This is a genomic window from Aeromonas sp. A600620 (assembly GCF_029479985.1).
GTDB classification, from domain to species: Bacteria; Pseudomonadota; Gammaproteobacteria; order Enterobacterales; family Aeromonadaceae; genus Aeromonas; species Aeromonas veronii_A.
Window position 1 is genome coordinate 22,932 of sequence record NZ_JAAKXB010000016.1, and the last position, 19,506, is coordinate 42,437.

A 19,506-nucleotide genomic window follows, 5' to 3' on the forward strand; every position below is an offset into this window, starting at 1 on the left:
TGAATCACTATCTCCTGCCAAGCTCTGCCTGGCAGTGGGCAACCATGGAAAAGCACAGATATCAGGCCAGTATTGTCATTTCTGTTATCGTATTGACACACTGCTGACAGATCGTCTCCGCAAGCATCACTGTGACAAGGAAATGTCCATGATCACTGCCAGATCCGGGCGCAAGCCCTTCTATGTTCACATTGCCACCCTATTTACCCTGCTGTTCAGTGTGCTGGGCATGCTGCTGATTCTGCTGCAGTTCCAGCAGGGCTCTCGCCAGATGCTGGAACATGAGCGCCACAACTTCAAACAGTACCGGGAACAGCTGGCCCTCGCTCTGCAATTGAACGAGCAGCCAGCCCGCATGTCCCTCAGCCTGCTAGCCAGCAGCCGACTGGCCGACATGAGCGATCTGGCAAGCCGACTGGAGTATCTGCCGCAGTTGGCAGAGATCTTGGCCAATCGCGACAGCTATGGTGCCGTCTACATCGGCTATGAGAGTGGCGATTTCTTTCTGGTACGAAAACTCACGGAACGGGCCCGGGCCCAGTTGCAGGCTGTGCCTGAAGGCAGCCAGTTGCTGATTCAGAGCCTGAGTAGCGGGCGGGGAGAGTTCCTCTATTTTGATGAGCAGCTGCAACTTTTGGGGCGGCGAGCCATGGCGGATTATCGATTCGATCCCCGCAGCCGCGACTGGTACCGGCTGGCTCGCGGTTCATCAAAGATTGTCGCCACCACCCCCTATCTCTTTTTTACCACCAGGGAGCCGGGCATGACGCTGGCTGTCACCAGCCATAGCCAACGCGCCGTGATCGGGCTGGATGCCAGTGTCGAAGGGCTCTCGGCCTTGATTGGCGAGCTGCAGTTGCCGCTCCAAAGCCAGGTAGTGTTGTTCGATCGCTCCGCGACCCTACTGGCGGCCGATCCTGTACATCTGCCAGCCTATGATCAGCTAACCCAGCTGCCAGCGATCACGGCTCTGGGCAGCCCAGTCATGGCCGAGCTGAAAACTAGGCTAGAGAGGACGCCTGTGCTGCTGGATGGTTCTCCCCGGGAGCTGACCCTGACCACAGGGGAAAAACAAGAGTGGCTGGTCAATATCTCCCCCCTCGGCAAGGACACCCCTTTTTACATCGCCCTGCTGGTCTCGGCAGATCTGCTCTATCAGCAGGCACGCAATGAAGCACTGATCAATATGGCATGGGCGCTGACCAGCCTGTTGTTGCTGCTGCCAGTGATCTGGATGGTCTCCCGCCGTACCGCTACCCCGCTGCTGGCCCTGACCCGCGAGGCCGAGCGGATCCAGCGTTTCGACTTTGGCGAGGGGCAGGTTCCAGAATCGGCCATCCGGGAGATAGATGACCTTGCCCGCACCATGTCCGGCATGCGCCAAACCCTCGGCAACTTCATGAACATGGGTAGAGCACTGGCTGCAGAGCACCGCTTCGACTCCCTGCTAAGCCGCATCCTGCATGAAACCATCGCCGCGGTACAGGCAAAAGGGGGGAGCCTCTACCTGGCCCAACAGCAAAAGATGCAGCCGGTCCAGGCCCGCTGGCAGCAAACCGAGCTGCCCCTTGGGCAGGTTCCCTGGCCACAACCATTGCTATCCGGCATGGCCACTTCCCAGCGCATCTCCCTCAGCCTGGATGAGGCGACATGGAGGCAACACCTGGACAGTTGGGGTTCCTTTCCCGACCCATGCCAGCTGGTGGCTGAGCCGCTCTGCGGCCATCGTCAGGAGCTGATCGGATACCTCCTGCTGATCCTGCCACGCTGCAGCGAACAGGAGCTGGCATCGCGCATCAGCCTCATCGAAGCGCTGGCGGGCACTTCCGCCTCCGCCATCGAGAACCAGCGCTTGCTGGAAGAGCAGAAACAGCTGCTCGAATCCTTTATCGAGCTGATGGCCGGCGCCATCGACGCCAAGAGCCCCTACACCGGCGGTCACTGCCAGCGGGTGCCGGAGCTGACCCGGATGCTGACCGAGGCGGCCTGCGCCCAGCGACAGGGCCCCTTTGCCGATTTCACTCTCAACGAGGAGGAGTGGGAAGCCATCCATATCGCCAGCTGGCTACATGACTGTGGTAAGGTGACCACCCCGGAGTTCGTGGTCGACAAGGCCACCAAACTGGAGACCCTCTACGACCGGATCCACGAGATCCGCACTCGTTTTGAAGTACTCAAGCGGGATGTCTATATCGAGAGCCTCGCTGCCCGCTTGTCATCAGAGATCAGAAGTGCCTGCCGGGAAGAGGCAGCCCCGCGCTGGGCCGAGCTGGATCAGGAGTTTGCCTTCATCGCCGAGTGCAATCTGGGTGGCGAGTGGATGGCCCCCGAGAAGATTGAACGGCTCGACGCCATCGCCAGCCGCACCTGGCTGCGCACCCTGGACGATCGGCTCGGCATCAGCCGGGAGGAGATCAAGCTGCGTCAGAAAGAACCATCTCCCGAGTTGCCCTGCCTCGAGCCACTGCTGGCCGACAAGTGCTGGCACCTTGTGCCTCGTCCGGATGGAGATCGGTTCGACGAGCACAATCCCTGGGGCTTCAAGGTCAAGGTACCGCACCATCTCTACAACCGGGGGGAGAGATACAACCTTGCCATCAGCAGGGGAACCCTCACCGAGGAGGAGCGCTACAAGATCAACGAGCACATCATCCAGACCATACGCATGCTGGAGCACCTCCCCTTCCCCCGTCATCTGCGCTGCGTGCCGGAGATTGCCGGCGGCCATCACGAGCGGATGGATGGCAAGGGTTACCCACGCCAGCTGACCGGATCACAGATGAGCGTACCGGCCCGCATCATGGCTATCGCCGATATTTTCGAGGCTCTGACCGCCAGTGATCGCCCCTACAAATCTGGCAAGACGGTCTCCCAGGCTCTTGCCATCATGCAGAGCATGGTACGTGAACAGCATATCGACCCGGATCTGTTCGTTCTGTTTGTCAGCAGCGGTATCTGGCGCGATTACGCCAGACGCTTCCTCGAGACCGCCCAACTGGATCAGGTGGATGAAACCGCACTGCTAGCCGCACAGGCCTAGCTGGGTCATATCTTCTTACATTTGCGGGCTGGCCTGAACGCCCCGGGCTGGTTATAACGGTGCCCCTATAGCGAAGGGGGAGCAATAGACTCCCCCTCACACGTTGTCACACCACACTGTTCAGGTTATCTATGTCAAAACATCTCGTTCTGCTGGGCGCACTGACGCTCTCCGGTTGCGCCCTGTTGTCTCCCCCCGCCCCTACCGTCACCCCTGTGCACCTTGCCGATCCCAGCCAGCGCGGCTTCTACATCGAATGCAGCAGCATGACGGCCTGCTTTCAGCAGGCCAACCAGACCTGCCCGCAGGGCTACAAGGAGACAGATCGCCGCCAGCAGACGCTATACAGCACCCAGTATCTGGGGGGAAGCTATGACGACGAGAAGAAGGTCTACAAAGCAGCCAAGCCCTATCGCATCGCCAACACAATCCACTCGCTGACCATCCAGTGTCCCGTCACTACAGGCTGAGCCAACCGAAGGGGGACTCTCTTCCGTCACTACGAAAAAGAAAACGGTCAACCGAGGTTGACCGTTTTTCACTGCGCTGCGCCCTTAGAACAGCAGGTGTGCCCCCCCGGCAATCACCGGCAAGGTAACCAGAGTGCGCAGCAGGAAGATAACGAACAGCTCCCACAGCTTGACCGGGATCTTGCTGCCCAGCAGCAGGGCGCCCACTTCCGACATATAGATCAGCTGGGTTACCGACATGGCGGCAATCACGAAGCGGGTCATGTCACTCTCGATGGTCGAGGCCAGCACCGCCGGAATGAACATGTCGGCAAAACCGACCATGATGGTCTTGGAAGCGGCTTCCGCCTCCGGCAGTTGCAGCAGCTCCAGCAAGGGGACAAACGGGGCGCCAAGCCAGTTGAAGATAGGGGTGTGCTCGGCCAGCATCAGGGCACAGGTACCGATCGCCATCACCACCGGCAGCACGCCAAACACCATATCCAGTGCATTCTTCACCCCTTCCCGTGCGACGGCGCCGAGATCAGTCATGCTGTCAGCCTTGGTGAGGGCACGCTCGAAACCATAGCTCATCACGCTGTGCTGGTGCGGCACTGCTTCCTGCTTGCGGCACAGGGGAGTGCCATCGGCATAGATGTCCTTCTTCCAGCAGAGCGGTGGCAGACGCGGCACCACGATGGCGGCAACCACCCCCGCCAGACAGACGGTCAGGTAGAAGGGGACGAACATGTGCTCCAGCTTCACCTGGGAGATCACCACCAGACAGAAGGTGATGGAGACGGCAGAGAAGGTGGTGCCAATCACCGCGGCTTCACGCTGGGTATAGAACTTCCCTTCGTACTGCTTGCTGGTCAGCAGGATACCGACGCTGCCATCCCCCAGCCAGGAGGCAAAGCAGTCCACTGCGGAGCGACCCGGCAACCGGAACACCGGACGCATGATGCGGGTCATCATGGTGCCGACAAATTCCAGCAGCCCGAAATCGAGCAGCAACGGCAGCAACAGGCCAGCAAAAATGAAGACCGAAAACAGCACCGGCAGCAGATCGTTGAGCACCAGTCCACCGGTTGCGCCGGAGTAAAGCACCTCTGGCCCCACCTGGAAGAAGGTCAGCAGCACGAAGATACCGCCCAATACCCGCACGCAGGCCCAGAAAGGGGAGACATTGAACAAACTGTTGAGGAAAGGACGACGCACCAGAATCGCTGGCTTGAACAGCCAGGCAATCACCGTCATCAGCATGGTGGTGGTGATCACCGCACTGACCATGGCGACCAGATAATCGGCAAAAACGCGCTGTACCAGCTTGGCCAGCACGGCCACCGGGATGGTGACGTTACCGTCATAGACGACCGGCGTCATGAACAGCAAGATACCGATCAGTGACGGTATTAGAAACATCAACAAGTTACGGCGGGTATTAACCGCAGATGCTTCAAGACTCTTTTCCAGCATGATAAGACTGCCCTAATGTTACTTTTCCATAGCCCGGCCTACCTGCGTATTCATGCATTAACCGGCAAAACGGGCGCAAGAATACTCCAAAAAAATGCACAAACAAGCCCATAATGCATAAATCTGCGCATAAAAATTTTTACAGGTAAACCTTCCATCAAAACAATCAGATACAGAAACGCATATCGATTCAATCGACATCGCCAGATGATTGTTTCATTACTGTTAATTTTGATGGGCAGTATAAACAGTTATCAACGGCAGGCAATAAGTGGCATCACAAACATACCTAATGAGCCACTACTCGACAGGCATAAAAAAACCGGAGCCTGTTCAGGCTCCGGTTATCAATGAAATGGACAGACAAGGGTATCAGTCACGGACGTAGATCACTTCCACACCATCATCATCTTCGTCATCCCAATCATCATCGTCGAGACTTTCGTCAAAGGCCATGGAGGCGGCAAGCGCTTCCGCTTCGGCTTTAGCCAGCTGGTTCTTGTGGTAGTCGTCCCACTTGAACTCCACTTTCTCGATCGCATCTTTGGCATCCTGCTCCAGCTGACGGGGCATGGTATCCAGCAGATCCAGGATGTCGTAGCAGACCTTCTTGGTCCCTTCCTTGCTGATGGCAGTGATGGCGTAGACCGGCCCTTCGTGGTTGAGGGCGGCTTTCACGCGATCCATCACTTCCTGAGCCTCTTCTTCCAGGATCAGATCCATCTTGTTGAACACCAGCCAGCGCGGCTTGCCAGCCAGTTCCGGGCTGTACTTCTCCAGCTCACGCACGATGGTCACGGCATTTTCAGCCGGATCGGAGCCATCAATGGGGCAAATATCCACCAGATGGATCAACACGCGGCAGCGTTCGAGGTGCTTGAGGAAACGGATACCAAGACCTGCGCCTTCGGCTGCCCCCTCAATCAGGCCCGGAATATCGGCGATCACGAAGGAGCGGGAGTTCTCACCACGCACCACACCGAGGTTCGGCACCAGGGTGGTAAAGGGATAATCAGCGACTTTCGGGCGGGCGGCAGAAACAGCGCGAATAAAGGTAGATTTACCGGCGTTGGGCAGACCCAGCATACCGACGTCAGCCAGCAACAGCAGCTCCAGCTTCAGGGTACGCACTTCGCCCGGTGTGCCGTTGCTCTTCTGGCGTGGAGCCCGGTTGACCGAACTCTTGAAGCGGGTATTGCCCAAACCGTGGAAACCGCCCTTGGCAACCAGCAACTTCTGCTCGTGGTGAGTCAAGTCGCCCAGCAACTCGCCGGTATCGTCATCGGTTGCACGGGTACCGACCGGCACGCGCAGGATCTTGTCCTTGCCACGACGACCGGTACAGTTGGCACTCTGGCCATTCTCGCCACGCTCGGCAGCATGGAAACGCTCAAAACGGTAGTCGATCAGGGTGTTGAGGTTCTCATCGGCAACCAGATAGACGTCACCACCGTCACCACCGTCACCACCATCCGGACCACCGTTGGGAATATATTTTTCACGGCGAAAACTTACACAACCGTTACCACCGTCACCGGCATCGACTCGAATCTGGACTTCATCAACAAACTTCATAGGTAACCGTCACCTTAATTCGAAAAACCGATACGCAATTATAGTGGTACAGACCCCTGCGGGCGATACGCATCTTGCCTCTCCGGGCAATCTCGGTACCCGGGTCATCTGCGTTCCGTTTTTTCGTCATTATTTCGGAAAAACAAAAGCCCCGCCTGTTGGCGGGGCTTCGGATCCTTGCGGTCCGTAATTACTCAGCAACGATGCTAACGTACTTACGATTCAGCGGACCTTTAACTTCGAACTGCACCTTGCCGTTCGCGGTAGCGAACAGGGTGTGGTCCTTGCCCAGACCAACGTTCTCACCAGCGTGGAACTTGGTACCGCGCTGACGAACGATGATGCTGCCAGCCAGAACTGTTTCGCCGCCGAAACGCTTCACGCCCAGGCGTTTAGCTTCAGAATCGCGACCGTTGCGGGATGAACCGCCAGCTTTTTTGTGTGCCATCTATCGGACTCCTCTAATTAAGCGCTGATGCCAGTGATTTTGACTTCAGTGAACCACTGACGGTGGCCCGCTTGCTTACGGTGGTGCTTACGACGACGGAACTTGACGATAGTCACTTTCTCGCCACGGCCGTGAGCCACAACTTCAGCTACAACCTTGCCACCTTCAACGAAAGGAGCACCTACTTTAAAAGTGTCGCCTGCAGCAACCATCAGCACTTCGTTGAAGTCGATGGTAGCGCCAGTCTCAACGTTCAGCTTTTCCAGACGAACGATTTGACCTTCGGCCACACGGTGTTGTTTTCCGCCGCTTTGGAATACCGCGTACATTTGATTAACTCCGTAAAGGCATGTCTTTTGCTCAAGGCTAGACATGCGCAAAAACCTATAACAATGGGCGGGCATTCTACGCAAATCGATCTGCTCAGGCAAGGCCAATTTAGCAAAAAGTTTATTTTGTGCGCATATCTGCCGCCGTGGATAAACGCCTAACTGTAACCCATTGTGAAATCGTGTAGAATCCCTGCCATTACTAAAATCGCAGTTATTGCTGCTGTCACGTTACGAGACTTATGGACCAACAGACTATCCGTGCGCTCTGTGCCGCCGACATGACGGCGGTCAATGAACTGATCCTGGCCCGACTCCAGTCCGACGTTAGTCTGATTAATCAGCTGGGTTTCTACATTGTCAGCGCCGGCGGGAAACGGATGCGCCCCATGCTGACCGTGATGGCTGCGCGTGCGCTGGGCTATGAGGGTGAGGATCACCTGAAACTGGCCGCCATCATCGAATTCATTCACACCTCTACCCTGCTGCACGACGACGTGGTCGACGAATCCGACCTGCGCCGCGGCCGGGAGACCGCCAACGCCATGTTTGGCAATGCTGCCAGCGTGCTGGTCGGTGACTACCTCTATAGCCGCTCCTTCCAGATGATGGCCGAACTCTCCAACCTGCGGGTGATGGAGATCCTCTCGGATGCAACCAACACCATCGCCGAAGGGGAAGTGTTGCAGCTGATGAACTGCAACGACCCGGATACCACCGAAGAGAGCTACATGACGGTCATCTACTGCAAGACCGCCAAGCTGTTCGAGGCCGCTACCCGACTCGCCGCCGTGCTGACCCATCAGCCCGAGCCCGTCGAACAGGCCATGACCGATTACGGCAAGTATCTGGGCACCGCGTTCCAGATCATTGATGACGTGATGGACTACTGCTCCCAGAGCGAAGAGATGGGCAAGAACGTCGGCGACGATCTGGCCGAAGGCAAACCAACCCTGCCGCTGCTGCGTGCCATGGATGTGGGCACGCCGGAAGAACGCCAGCTGGTGCGCGATGCCATCGAGCACCGCAACGGTATGGAACATCTTGAGCAGATCCTCGGGATTCTCGACCGTACCGGCGCGCTGGAGTACTCCCGCATGCGGGCCCGGGAAGAGGCCGACAAGGCCATTGCCGCCCTCGCCATCCTGCCGGACTCCCCGCACAAACAGGCGCTGGAAACACTGGCCCACATGGCCGTACAGCGCAGTGCCTGAGTAAACGACATGCATGAAAAAGAGGCCTTCGGCCTCTTTTTTATTGTCCGCTATCTGCTGGACAGTGCGTTGCGCCAGACTCAGCGACTCAGCATCCAGAGGATTACGCTACCCGCAACCACTAACGAGCCGCCGATACGGCGCAACTGCTCCGGTGGCTGATCGCTCAGCAGCCGTAACATCTGCTGCCATGCCCTGGGCATCAACAACGGGCCTAGCCCCTCGAACAACAACAGCAATCCCAACCCCATCAGCATGGATGTCAGCATCCGACCTCCTTCAATGCAACCAGCCCCTCGGGTCAACGGCTGGCATTGGCACCAAAAACAAAAGGGTCTGACAATGCAGACCCTTTGAATGTGACCTCGTGGCGATTACTGCTTGGTGCCTTCAGGAGACTTGAAGTAACGGAAAAACTCGCTATCCGGCTTGAGCACCATCAGGTCATTGCCACCGGCGAAGCTCTTGCGATAGGCCTCCATACTGCGCACGAAGCTGAAAAACTCGGGGTCTTTCTTGTAGCTGTCAGCATAGATTTTGGCGGCTTCCGCATCCCCTTCACCGCGCAGTTGACGAGCGTTACTCTCTGCATCAGCGATCATCACGGTCACTTTGCGATCGATATCGGCCCGCAGGATCTCGGCCTGCTCACGCCCCTGGGAGCGATGCTCACGGGCCACGGCAGTACGCTCGGCCCGCATCCGCTGGTAAATGGAGTTGGACACTTCCACCGGCAGGTTGATCTGCTTGATCCGCACATCCACCACCTTGATGCCGAGCTCGGAGGAGCGCGCCATCTTCATCAGAGCATCTTCCATCACGGTACTGCGTTCACCGGAGACGATATCCTTGATGGTACGATTACCGATCTCGGAGCGCAGACCGTTGTTGATTTTGCGCTTGAGCAGATCCTCGGCCTGCAACTTGTTGCCACCACCGGTTGCCAAGTAGTACTTGGAGAAGTCCTCGATCTTCCATTTCACATAGGAATCGATGATCAGGTCTTTCTTCTCGGAGGTGACAAAACGGTCAGCCTGGCTGTCGATGGTCTGGATGCGTGCATCCATTTTGCGAACCTGGTCGATGAGCGGCACCTTGAAGTGCAGGCCCGGTTCATAGAGGCGGGGTTCACCGGAGTCAACCCGCTTCACCTTGCCGAACTGCACCACAATCCCCTTCTGGCCTTCATCAACGATAAAGACAGAGGAGAAGCAGACCATGGCCGCGACAGCGATTGCACCAATAGCTAGCTTTTTCATCTATCAGTTTCTCCCTGAGCTGAAGCGGTCACCGCTACGCAGCGGCGTCGGAGTGGAGTTGGCGCCCTCGTTGGAAGCTGGCGTGGACTCGATGGTCGGCGCAGCAGCTGGACGCCCCTGCTGGACGCTCGCCTGCTTGCCAGCCAACTTGTCGAGCGGCAGATAGATCATGCTGTTGTTGCCAGCCGGCATGTCGACCACCACTTTATTGGCCTGCTGATAGAGCTCTTCCATGGTCTCCAGGTAGATACGATTGCGTGTCAGATCGGGCGCAGCTTGATACTGGGGCAGCAGCTCGTTGAAGCGGGCCACTTCACCCTGGGCTTTCAGCACAATCTGGGACTTGTAGGCTTCCGCCTCCTGCTCCAGACGCTTGACCTGACCACGGGCCTTCGGCTCGACTTCACGGGCATAGGCTTCGGCCTCGCGGATGAAGCGTTGCTCATCTTCCTGAGCGGCAATGGCGTCATCAAACGCATCCTTCACCTCTTCCGGCGGACGAGCCGGCAAGAAGTTGACGTCGACGATCTGCAGACCCATCTGGTAAGGCTCGATGATGCCATCGATCACCTGCCAGGTCTCCTGACGCACCTTCTCACGACCGGTGGTCAGCACGTCGTCCATCTTGGTGTGGCCCACAACATAACGCAGGGCACTGTCGGTGGCCTGACTCAGGCTCTCGTCAGCATTCGTTACGCTAAACAGATACTGCTCGGGGTTGACGACACGGTACTGCACGTCCATCTCGACCCGCACCACGTTTTCATCCTGAGTCAGCATGAAACCGGAAGCAGGCAGCGAGCGCACGGACTCGACATCCACAGGGATCACCTTGTCGATAAAGGTGGGATTCCAGCGCAGACCCGGCTCGACAATATGGGAAAACTTGCCAAACCGCAGCACTGCACCACGTTCAGCTTCACGAATGGTGTAGAAGCCGCTGACAACCCACACCACCACAGCGATCACCAGTGCGATGGAGATACCAAAGCGACCGACATCACCACCGGATGTGCCACCACCAAACAGGCCCCCGAAGCGACGGCTCATCTTGCGCAGCATTTCGTCCAGATCAGGGGGCCCCTGATTCTTGCCGTTGTTCCCCCAAGGGTCACGGTCTTTGCCGTTGTTACCAGGCTCATTCCAAGCCATCAGCGTCTCCATTAATACTTGCGGATGGATATCACCTCTATCAGAACATCAATGTCTGATAAAGCGTTGTAAACTCTCACCTTCCTGCTTTACGAGGCGGTTCCAGTCGGCCACTTGCAAGCGGACTTCCAGCACGAAATCTCCCTCCTCGCTAAAGCCTTCCTGCTCAATGCCCTTCAACTGATAAAGCGCACTGCGCAATCTTGCTGCCGAGGGTGGCAACTGCAGGGTGTGGTGCACCATGGAGCCGGCCAGCAGTTCAGTCAGCGCCGTAAACAGATGCTCACAACCTTCACCAGTCTGAGCCGACAGCCAGACGCGCAATGGGCGCCCCTCGTCATCTCGCTCCAGACCAGCAGGACGATCCGCCAGCTTGTCGATCTTGTTGCAGATCATCAGCTGAGGCCTGTCGTCAGCTTCAATTTCGGCCAGCACCTGCTGCACGGAGTCGATATTCTCCTGCATCTGCTCATCGGCACAGTCCACCACATGCAGCAGCAGATCCGCTTCGCGGGTCTCCTGCAGGGTCGCTTTGAAAGCCGCGACCAGATCATGAGGCAAGTGCCGAATAAATCCAACCGTGTCAGCCAAAATCACATCACCCACATCCCGGATCACCAGTTTTCGCAGGGTCGGGTCCAGTGTTGCGAACAACTGGTCGGCAGCATACACGCTGGCAGCTGTAAGTTGGTTGAACAAAGTGGATTTTCCGGCGTTTGTGTAACCAACCAGAGAAACTGTCGGTACTTCGTTGCGGTTGCGGGCACGACGTCCCTGCTCCCGCTGCTTGGCTACCTTGTCGAGCCGGCGCAAAATCGCCTTGATGCGTTCCCGCAGCAGACGTCGGTCAGTTTCAAGCTGGGTTTCACCCGGACCACGCAGACCGATCCCGCCCTTTTGACGCTCAAGGTGGGTCCAGCCTCGCACCAGGCGAGTGGAAAGGTGGCGTAACTGGGCCAGTTCGACCTGCAGTTTACCTTCATGGGTTCGGGCGCGCTGGGCGAAGATGTCGAGGATCAGACCGGTTCTGTCCACCACCCGGCACTGGAACAGACGTTCCAGATTTCGTTCCTGGGCAGGAGTCAGGGCATGGTTGAAGATCACCACATCCGCATCCAGCATCTGGACCTGGGACGCGATCTCTTCAGCCTTGCCGCTGCCGACAAAAAATTTGGCACTGGGCGCACTGCGACTGGTGGTGATGACCGCCAGCGCATTGACTCCGGCCGAGCTCACCAACATCTTGAGCTCTTCCAGATCCTCCCGCTCACCCTCATCACTGAAGTTGACATGCACCAGAACGGCCTGTTCGCCAGCTTCATAACGGTCAAACAAGCGCTTGCTCCTTAACAGGAATCATGATGAATCTGAGTTGGCGAGTCGACTCGCCCAGGGATATCACGCCTCGGCATCACCCTGTTCATCAGCCGCGCCACCCGGAGTGGGCTGATGATGATTGACGGCACGGGCCGGTACGACAGTCGAGATGGCATGCTTGTAAACCATCTGGCTCACGGTGTTTTTCAGCAGGATAACAAACTGGTCAAAAGACTCGATCTGACCTTGCAGTTTGATGCCGTTCACCAAATAGATAGAAACAGGAATCCGCTCACGGCGCAGCGCATTCAAAAACGGGTCTTGGAGAGATTGCCCCTTAGCCATTTTTCTTTTCCTTATAGTTTGTTGTTTTTAAACACCGAATATCAATATAACAACCTGATTATACAGGGAGTGTCAAGCCGCACCAGCGCGAGCAAGCACGCGGTCGAGATTGCCAGACTCACCAGATTCCAACCAGGTCACATCGGGCCAGCCGCGCAACCAGGTCATCTGTCGTTTTGCCAATTGGCGTGTGGCAACAATGCCACGATAACGCATCTCATCATACCCCACTTCACCGCACAGGTAGTCCCACATTTGGCGATAACCCACACAGCGAATGGAGGGAAGATCCGGGTGCAGATCGCCGCGCGCCATCAGCGCACGAACCTCCTGTTCAAAGCCGCCTTGCAGCATCTTGTCAAAGCGCAGTTCGATCCGCTGATGCAGCACGGCGCGTTCGCTCGGGGCGATGGCAAACTGCAGCACCCGATAGGGCAAGCCCTCCCCCTGCACCTGCGTCAGCTCGGTAAGGGTCTTGCCGCTGATACGGTAGACCTCCAGTGCCCGAGAGAGTCGCTGCGGGTCATTGGGGTGGATCCGCGCCCCGGCCACCGGGTCGATGCGCACCAGCTCATCGTGCAGCGCCTGCCAACCGAGGCGGGCAGCCTCTTCCTCAATCCCGGCACGAACGGCGGGATCGGCGGAGGGTAATGGGGACAATCCCTCCAGCAACGCCTTGAAATAGAGCATGGTGCCGCCCACCAGCAGCGGAATGCGGCCACGGTCGGCGATCTCTTTCATCTCCCGCAGGGCATCCTTGCAAAAATCGGCAGCCGAATAGCTCACTGCGGGATCGAGAATGTCGATCAGCCGGTGCGGGGCCTGTGCCAGTTCATCGGCGGTCGGCTTGGCCGTACCGATATCCATGCCGCGATAGATCAGCGCCGAATCGACGCTGATGATGTCGCAAGGCAATACCTGGCACAATTCAATGGCGAGATCCGTCTTGCCGGAGGCCGTCGGCCCCATCAGAAAAATTGCGGTCGGCAAGTCACTCGCCATGTTCAAACTCCTCCAGCACGGTCGCCAATGAAAGCGGGCGTACCATGCGAATATCTGTCAGTTGGTCAGCGTGAGCGGCTACAAGTTCCGTCAGCAGACGACTGGCAGTTGAAAAATCGTATATCTTCTCGCGGCTTATCCCCTGCTCCACCAGCCATTGGCATAATACTTCAGCCTGCTGACCAGCATCACTGTCAGATCCGCCCTCGATAATTTGCAGCAATTCGGGTAACAGACGCACCAGATCGGTCTGGCGCAGCAGAGCCGGCACCCGAGTCAGGATCATGGTGTCGCGCCCCCCGCTTTTCAACTCCAGCCCCATCCGTTTCAGCAAACGTTCCTGCTCGGTCACCAGCGCGATCAAATTCTTCGGCAATTTGAAGGAGACCGGCAGCAACAGCGGCTGGGCAGCCAGTCCCTGGCCCCAGGTCTCCAGCAGCCAGTGGCGCAGCAGTACCCGCTCGGCGCGTACCAGCGAGAGCAGCGCCAGCTGATTATCCCGCTCGATCAACAGGTAGGCCTGCTCCACCAGTGTCAGGGCACGACATCCCCCCTGTTTGGGTGACGGCACTGGATCAGTGGGCTGCGCAGGAGCAGCCTCAGCTGCGATAGGAAGCGTAGTGAGCAGAGCGCCCATGCCGCGCATCGCCTCCCGGCTTGGCGGCTCGGGCGGTTGATAGTTGCTGGCTCGGCCTGCACCACCACCGTTCCCTTCCCGCACCTGTGCAGGTGCCCGGTAGCTGTGCTCGGCACCGTACCACTCGGTACGCGGAGCCTGACCGGGATATTCAATCTGCGGGCTGACCGGCAGCTCGACCAGGGTTTCGGCCAGCGGAGTGTCCTGATGAGCGGCGCTGACCCCTTCGCGACGCAGCGCAGTAAACAGCGCCTGAAAAATAAAGTCGTGGATCAACCGCGCCTGATGAAACCGTACCTCATGCTTGGCCGGGTGGACGTTGACATCCACCTGACGGGGATCCAGCTCGATATAGAGCACATAGGCTGCAAAACGGTCAGCGGGCAGCAGCTCGTCATAGGCCTGACGAATGGCATGATTGATGAGCTTGTCACGCATCATCCGACCGTTGACGTAGGTGTATTGCAGGTCGTTCTGCGGTCTTGCCCCCTCCGGGGTTGCCAGCCAGCCCCACAGACGCACGTCGCTATGCTCGCTCTCTACCGCCAGCGCATGGTGCATGAAGGGGGTGCCGCAAACGGCGGCGAGACGTCGCTCCTGCTCCGGCACGGTATTGGCGGCCTTGTACTGGCGCACCACCTTGCCATTGTGGCGCAGGATCAGGGTGGCATCGAAGCGGGAGAGCGCGATGCGGCGCACCAGCTCGTCAATATGGGCAAACTCGGTCTTTTCGCTGCGCATGAATTTGCGCCGCGCGGGTGTATTAAAGAAGAGATCCACCACCTCCACCGTGGTGCCCACCGGATGGGCCGCAGGCTTGATGGTGACGCTCATCTCGCGCCCTTCCGCCTGGGCTTGCCAGGCTTCGGACTGCTCGGCGGTGCGGGAGGTGAAGGTGAGACGGGAGACAGAGCTGATGGAGGCGAGCGCCTCGCCACGAAAACCGAGGCTGTTGATCCCTTCCAGATCATCCAGCGTGGCCACCTTGGAGGTTGCATGACGCGACAGCGCAAGTACCAGCTCATCTTTGGCGACACCGCAGCCGTTGTCACGGATGCGGATCAGCTTGGCGCCCCCCTTGTCGATGTCGATCTCGACCCGGTCGGCCCCCGCATCCAGGCTGTTCTCCACCAGCTCTTTCACCACAGAAGAGGGCCGCTCCACCACCTCTCCGGCTGCAATCTGGTTGGCCAGAATGGGTGGCAAAATACGGATCGGCATCATTTACTCCTGAATTTCAATCTTGCGGATAGGGAGCCGTTCCACCACCTCTCCACCAACCGGAATCTGGTTGGCCAATATAGGGGGCAATATACGGATCGGCATCACTTACTCCTGAATTTCAATCTTGCGGATAGAGAGCCGTTCCACCACCTCTCCACCAACCGGAATCTGGTTGGCCAGGATAGGGGGTAATATACGGATCGGCATCACTTGCTCCTGAATTTCAATCTTGCTGATGGTATTGGCTAACAGCGAGAGCGGTATCACCCGCTCCCGCGCGTCAGTTTTGCGGAATGTAGAGTACCTGCCCTACCTGAATATTCCGCGATTTGAGCTTGTTGATCTCTACCAGTCGCGCCTGACTCACCCCATGCTTCTCGGCAAGGCGGGAGAGACTCTCCCCCCGCTTGACCACATGGCGGATCATCTGCGACTTGTCATCACTGCGAACGGGGGCGGCAGCGCGGCTCTGCCCCTGCTGGGGAATATAGATGGTCTGACCAATCTGAATATCCCGGCTGCGCAGCTGGTTGATCTCTACCAAAGTGGATTGACTCACTCCATGCTTCTCGGCAAGGCGAGAGAGACTCTCGCCACGTTTGACCACATGGCGGAGCATCCGAGATTTGTCATAGTCGCCCACATTGCTAACCGGCGCACCAGAATCTTGCGCAGCCTCAGAATAGGGCTTGATCACACCGGCACCTGAACCGGTCGCAGTAGCGCCGTCACGCACTGTAGCCGGCATCTTGTTGGTCACCACCGGCTGCGACTGCACCGGCTTGGGCTGGCTCACCGGCTGCGAAGCTACCGGTGCAGAGCGAGTGGTCGCAGCAGGCCTGCTCGCCTGTCCCTTGCCGGTCAGCATGGCCCCCTTGGTCGGGTGGGCGCGGTAATAGTTGCGGATCCCCTCGAAAATGGCGCGGGCCAGCTGATCCTGATAGCTTGAGGTGGCCAGCAGCTTCTCTTCCGCATGGTTGGAGATAAAGCCGGTTTCGACCAGCACCGAGGGAATATCCGGCGCCTTCAGCACAGCCAGACTGGCATGCTCCGGCGCCTTCTTGTGCAGTCGGGCAACCTTGCCCAACGAGCGCAGGATCTGACGGCTGACGTCGTAGCCTTCGGCACGGGACTTGTCCATTGAGAGGTCGAGGAAGGTCTGCGCCAGATAGGGGTTGGGATCGGATTCCGCCAATACCTTGCCAACCCCGCCCAGCAGCTCACCCTGCTTCTCCTGCTTCTCCAGCCAGCTTCCCATCTCGCGGTTGGCACGGTTGGTCGAGAGGACCCAGACAGAGGCGCCACGCGGAGTGGAGTTATGGAAGCTGTCCGCATGGACCGACACCAGCAGATCCGCCTTGGCCTTGCGGGCAATCTCGGAACGCTTGTTGAGGTCGACGAAATAGTCGCCACGACGGGTCAGCACGGCGCGCATCCCCGGCTCGCGGTCGATCAGCGCGGCCAGCTTCTGGGAGACCGCCAGCGTCACTCGCTTCTCATAGGTACGACGTGGACCGATGGAGCCCGGGTCTTCCCCACCGTGGCCTGGGTCGATGGCAATCACCACCCCCTTGCCCTTGCCACCCACTGGTGTGGCTTGTACCGCAGCAGCCGACCGCTTCTCTTCATAAGGTAGATCGATCACCAGACGGTGACCATAAGGCCCGGCTGGTGCCAGCGGAAAGACCACCGGCGTGATGGCGGAGCTGAGATCCAGTACCAGCCGCAGGCCACCCTTCTCCAGCGGAGTGCTCTCACGTATCTTGCGCACCAGCTCGCTGTTGTTCTCGACCCGGGCCAGATTGGCAGCGTTGCTCGCCCCTTTCAGATCGATCACCAATCTATCGGGGCCAGCCAGGGTGAAGTAGTTGTAGTTGGGGGCACTGCTCATATCGAGCACCACCCGGGTATTATCCGGTGATGGCCAGATTCGCACACTCTTGAGCTGATTTGCCCAGGAGGGGAGCGCCATCAAGGAGAGAGCAATAACAAGGATCAAGCGCACGTAGATGACAACCGTTCCAGAATGGCTTCGCCAATAGCAGTGCGAGCCTCTATCAGAACCTCGCGCTGCTCGCCTACATAGGTGAGGGTAATTTCCAGGTCTGGGGCCGGTAACCAGCCCTCGCCCTTCTCGGACCACTCCACCAGACAGAGAGTATTGGCGGCAAAATAGTCCCGAATGCCCATGAATTCCAGCTCTTCCGGATCAGCCAGGCGATAGAGATCGAAATGGTAGACCTGCCAGCCATCGAGTTCGTAGGGCTCGACCAGGGTGTAAGTCGGGCTTTTTACCTTGCCCTGATGGCCAAGGCCCTGCACCCAGCCGCGGGTAAGGGTGGTTTTACCGGCGCCAAGCGTGCCATGCAAAAACACTGTAGTCGCCTGCTGGCAGGCCTGTGCCAGACGGCCACCAAGTGCCACGGTTGCTGCCTCGTCCGGCAGTGTCATCATCAACTGTTTTGCCATGTTCTTCTTTTTAACTTGTAATGGTGTCGGGATTAACCAGTTTGCGGATCAGCGGCAGCAAGTCTGACGCCAGCATGCCCCGCTCGCCGTCAGCGGCGGCCTGATCTGCAGCCTCGCCGTGGATCACGGCGCCCAGCCAGCTTGCCATGGTGGCAGACCAGCCCTGGGCCAAAAGGGCGGCGATTATACCAGATAACAGATCGCCCATGCCGCCACTTGCCATGCCGGGATTGCCTTCACAACAGAGAGCGACCCGCTCGCCGTCATAAATAAGTGTTCCCGCCCCTTTTAACAAAACCACACCGCCATAACGCCGCTGCAGTGCCTGCACGGCGGCAAACCGGTCGGTTTCAATCTCGGCAATGGAGCATCCCAGCAGGCGCGCTGCTTCGCCGGGATGGGGCGTGAGCACCCAATTATCCTGATGGCGGGGAGATTGCGCCAGCCAATTCAATCCATCGGCGTCCAAAACCAATGGCAACCGATCGGTGAGATAACGGGCAATTTGCCCCCTTCCCCAATCATCCTGACCGAGCCCGGGGCCAATGACCCGCACCGACGCCCATCCCTCGTTATCAGCGGTGATAAGACTCATTAGTTCGGGTTGATAAAGACTGACCGGCGGATGCTCCGGATGCTGACACACCCGCACCAGCCCAGCCCCCGCCCGCAGGCAGGCGCGGGCCGCCAACACGATGGCCCCCTGCATGCCGCGATTGCCCCCCACCAGCAGTACCTTGCCATAAGAACCCTTGTGGGAAGCGCGCGGGCGCGGGGTCAGCTGCGCGCTGAGCAGTGGATAATCGATACGCCAGGCGGCGGGCAGCATAGCTTCATCAGGCGTCACGCCTAGGGGATCACAGTCGAGCTGGCCGACACAATCCACCCCGTCGCCGGTGAGCATTCCCTGCTTGATACCGATAAAGGTGAGGGTGCGAGTGGCCTGCACCACGGCCCCCATGGCACGGCCGGTATCGCCGTTGAGGCCGGAGGGGAGATCCACCGCCAGCACGGGCACAGCCAAGCCATTGATTGTTGCGACGATCTTTGTCAGTAGTGGCGAGAGGGACGTGTTGACGCCGGTGCCAAGCAGGGCGTCGACCACCAGATCCGGGGTGGTGTGCTGGTCCTTATCAAACTGCTCGGCCAGCCAGACCCGGCCACCGGCCGCCAGCCACTCATCGGCGGCCCGTCTGGCATCCCCCTTCAGCTGGTCGGGTGCTCTGGCGGCAATCACCACCACCTCGATGCCAATCTGGCGGGCAAGGCGGGCCAGCACATAGCCATCACCGCCGTTATTACCGGGGCCGACGAAAATCCACCAGCAGCGACTGTCGGGCCAATGCAGGGTGGCATAGGTGCGCAGCGCGGCACCGGCTCGCTCCATCAGGGCATAGAGAGGTTGCCCCTCACGCGCGGCCCAGTTGCGCTCCAGTGCGCGGATCTGTTCAGTCTGCCACAACCCCTGTGGTAAACTGCTCCCCTCTTTTGTGCCCAACGCGCCCCTGATGATCTCTACCATGACGGCTCCCGCCTCTTATCAATCGACCCACGCCAGCAAACACCGGCC

18 protein-coding genes are annotated in these 19,506 nt (G+C 58.5%); 3 read left to right on the forward strand and 15 right to left on the reverse strand.

What is annotated here, in order from left to right:
- The first annotated feature begins 148 nt into the window (after window positions 1–148).
- Window positions 149–3,040: an HD domain-containing phosphohydrolase gene (locus G5533_RS17450; RefSeq protein ID WP_441255143.1), complete on the forward strand. Its 2,892-nt coding sequence runs from the start codon at window positions 149–151 to the stop codon at window positions 3,038–3,040.
- A 131-nt stretch (window positions 3,041–3,171) separates the two neighbouring features.
- Window positions 3,172–3,510, forward strand: coding sequence for a hypothetical protein (locus G5533_RS17455; RefSeq protein ID WP_206900447.1), 339 nt, complete (start codon window positions 3,172–3,174; stop codon window positions 3,508–3,510).
- Between the two features lie 84 nt (window positions 3,511–3,594).
- Here G5533_RS17455 and G5533_RS17460 read toward each other — a convergent pair whose 3' ends face one another.
- From G5533_RS17460 to rplU, 4 genes are all read right to left on the reverse strand, one after another.
- On the reverse strand, window positions 3,595–4,965 hold the full coding sequence (locus tag G5533_RS17460) for a YjiH family protein (RefSeq protein ID WP_441255144.1): 1,371 nt from the start codon (window positions 4,963–4,965) through the stop codon (window positions 3,595–3,597).
- Between the two features lie 372 nt (window positions 4,966–5,337).
- Window positions 5,338–6,540, reverse strand: coding sequence for an Obg family GTPase CgtA (gene cgtA / locus G5533_RS17465; RefSeq protein WP_441255145.1), 1,203 nt, complete (start codon window positions 6,538–6,540; stop codon window positions 5,338–5,340).
- A gap of 190 nt (window positions 6,541–6,730) precedes the next feature.
- The gene (rpmA, locus tag G5533_RS17470) at window positions 6,731–6,988 is read right to left on the reverse strand and encodes a 50S ribosomal protein L27 (protein WP_005304202.1); all 258 of its coding nucleotides are present in this window, start codon (window positions 6,986–6,988) and stop codon (window positions 6,731–6,733) included.
- A 17-nt stretch (window positions 6,989–7,005) separates the two neighbouring features.
- Window positions 7,006–7,317 (reverse strand): 50S ribosomal protein L21, encoded by a 312-nt coding sequence (gene rplU, locus G5533_RS17475; RefSeq protein WP_005304210.1) that lies wholly within the window; start codon window positions 7,315–7,317, stop codon window positions 7,006–7,008.
- 242 nt (window positions 7,318–7,559) lie between these two features.
- Between rplU and ispB the strand changes: the two genes are divergently transcribed.
- Complete coding sequence (gene ispB / locus G5533_RS17480; RefSeq protein ID WP_319919775.1) at window positions 7,560–8,531, forward strand: octaprenyl diphosphate synthase; 972 nt, start codon at window positions 7,560–7,562, stop codon at window positions 8,529–8,531.
- A gap of 80 nt (window positions 8,532–8,611) precedes the next feature.
- On the opposite strand, the gene G5533_RS17485 is transcribed toward ispB, so the two are convergent.
- The 11 genes from G5533_RS17485 to G5533_RS17535 form a co-directional block, all read right to left on the reverse strand.
- Window positions 8,612–8,800 (reverse strand): DUF2065 domain-containing protein, encoded by a 189-nt coding sequence (locus tag G5533_RS17485; protein WP_005339036.1) that lies wholly within the window; start codon window positions 8,798–8,800, stop codon window positions 8,612–8,614.
- Between the two features lie 105 nt (window positions 8,801–8,905).
- Window positions 8,906–9,790, reverse strand: coding sequence for a protease modulator HflC (hflC, locus tag G5533_RS17490; protein ID WP_319919774.1), 885 nt, complete (start codon window positions 9,788–9,790; stop codon window positions 8,906–8,908).
- A gap of 3 nt (window positions 9,791–9,793) precedes the next feature.
- Entirely contained in the window at window positions 9,794–10,942 is a 1,149-nt protein-coding gene (gene hflK, locus G5533_RS17495) for an FtsH protease activity modulator HflK (protein WP_319919773.1), read from the reverse strand.
- A 48-nt stretch (window positions 10,943–10,990) separates the two neighbouring features.
- Complete coding sequence (gene hflX / locus G5533_RS17500) at window positions 10,991–12,277, reverse strand: ribosome rescue GTPase HflX (protein WP_421172861.1); 1,287 nt, start codon at window positions 12,275–12,277, stop codon at window positions 10,991–10,993.
- A gap of 63 nt (window positions 12,278–12,340) precedes the next feature.
- A complete protein-coding gene (hfq, locus tag G5533_RS17505; protein ID WP_005339045.1) occupies window positions 12,341–12,604 on the reverse strand; it encodes an RNA chaperone Hfq in 264 nt (87 codons plus the stop codon).
- A gap of 72 nt (window positions 12,605–12,676) precedes the next feature.
- A complete protein-coding gene (gene miaA / locus G5533_RS17510) occupies window positions 12,677–13,606 on the reverse strand; it encodes a tRNA (adenosine(37)-N6)-dimethylallyltransferase MiaA (protein WP_421206022.1) in 930 nt (309 codons plus the stop codon).
- The gene (gene mutL, locus G5533_RS17515; protein WP_421255697.1) at window positions 13,596–15,464 is read right to left on the reverse strand and encodes a DNA mismatch repair endonuclease MutL; all 1,869 of its coding nucleotides are present in this window, start codon (window positions 15,462–15,464) and stop codon (window positions 13,596–13,598) included. The genes miaA and mutL overlap by 11 nt, the downstream gene beginning before the upstream one ends.
- 108 nt (window positions 15,465–15,572) lie before the next feature.
- Window positions 15,573–15,734, reverse strand: coding sequence for a hypothetical protein (locus tag G5533_RS17520; RefSeq protein ID WP_323913175.1), 162 nt, complete (start codon window positions 15,732–15,734; stop codon window positions 15,573–15,575).
- Window positions 15,735–15,747: 13 nt separating this feature from the next.
- Window positions 15,748–17,439, reverse strand: coding sequence for an N-acetylmuramoyl-L-alanine amidase (locus G5533_RS17525; RefSeq protein WP_421255720.1), 1,692 nt, complete (start codon window positions 17,437–17,439; stop codon window positions 15,748–15,750).
- A 23-nt stretch (window positions 17,440–17,462) separates the two neighbouring features.
- On the reverse strand, window positions 17,463–17,936 hold the full coding sequence (gene tsaE / locus G5533_RS17530) for a tRNA (adenosine(37)-N6)-threonylcarbamoyltransferase complex ATPase subunit type 1 TsaE (protein WP_005339056.1): 474 nt from the start codon (window positions 17,934–17,936) through the stop codon (window positions 17,463–17,465).
- A 10-nt stretch (window positions 17,937–17,946) separates the two neighbouring features.
- Window positions 17,947–19,458 (reverse strand): NAD(P)H-hydrate dehydratase, encoded by a 1,512-nt coding sequence (locus tag G5533_RS17535; RefSeq protein ID WP_421255698.1) that lies wholly within the window; start codon window positions 19,456–19,458, stop codon window positions 17,947–17,949.
- Window positions 19,459–19,506 lie beyond the last annotated feature (48 nt).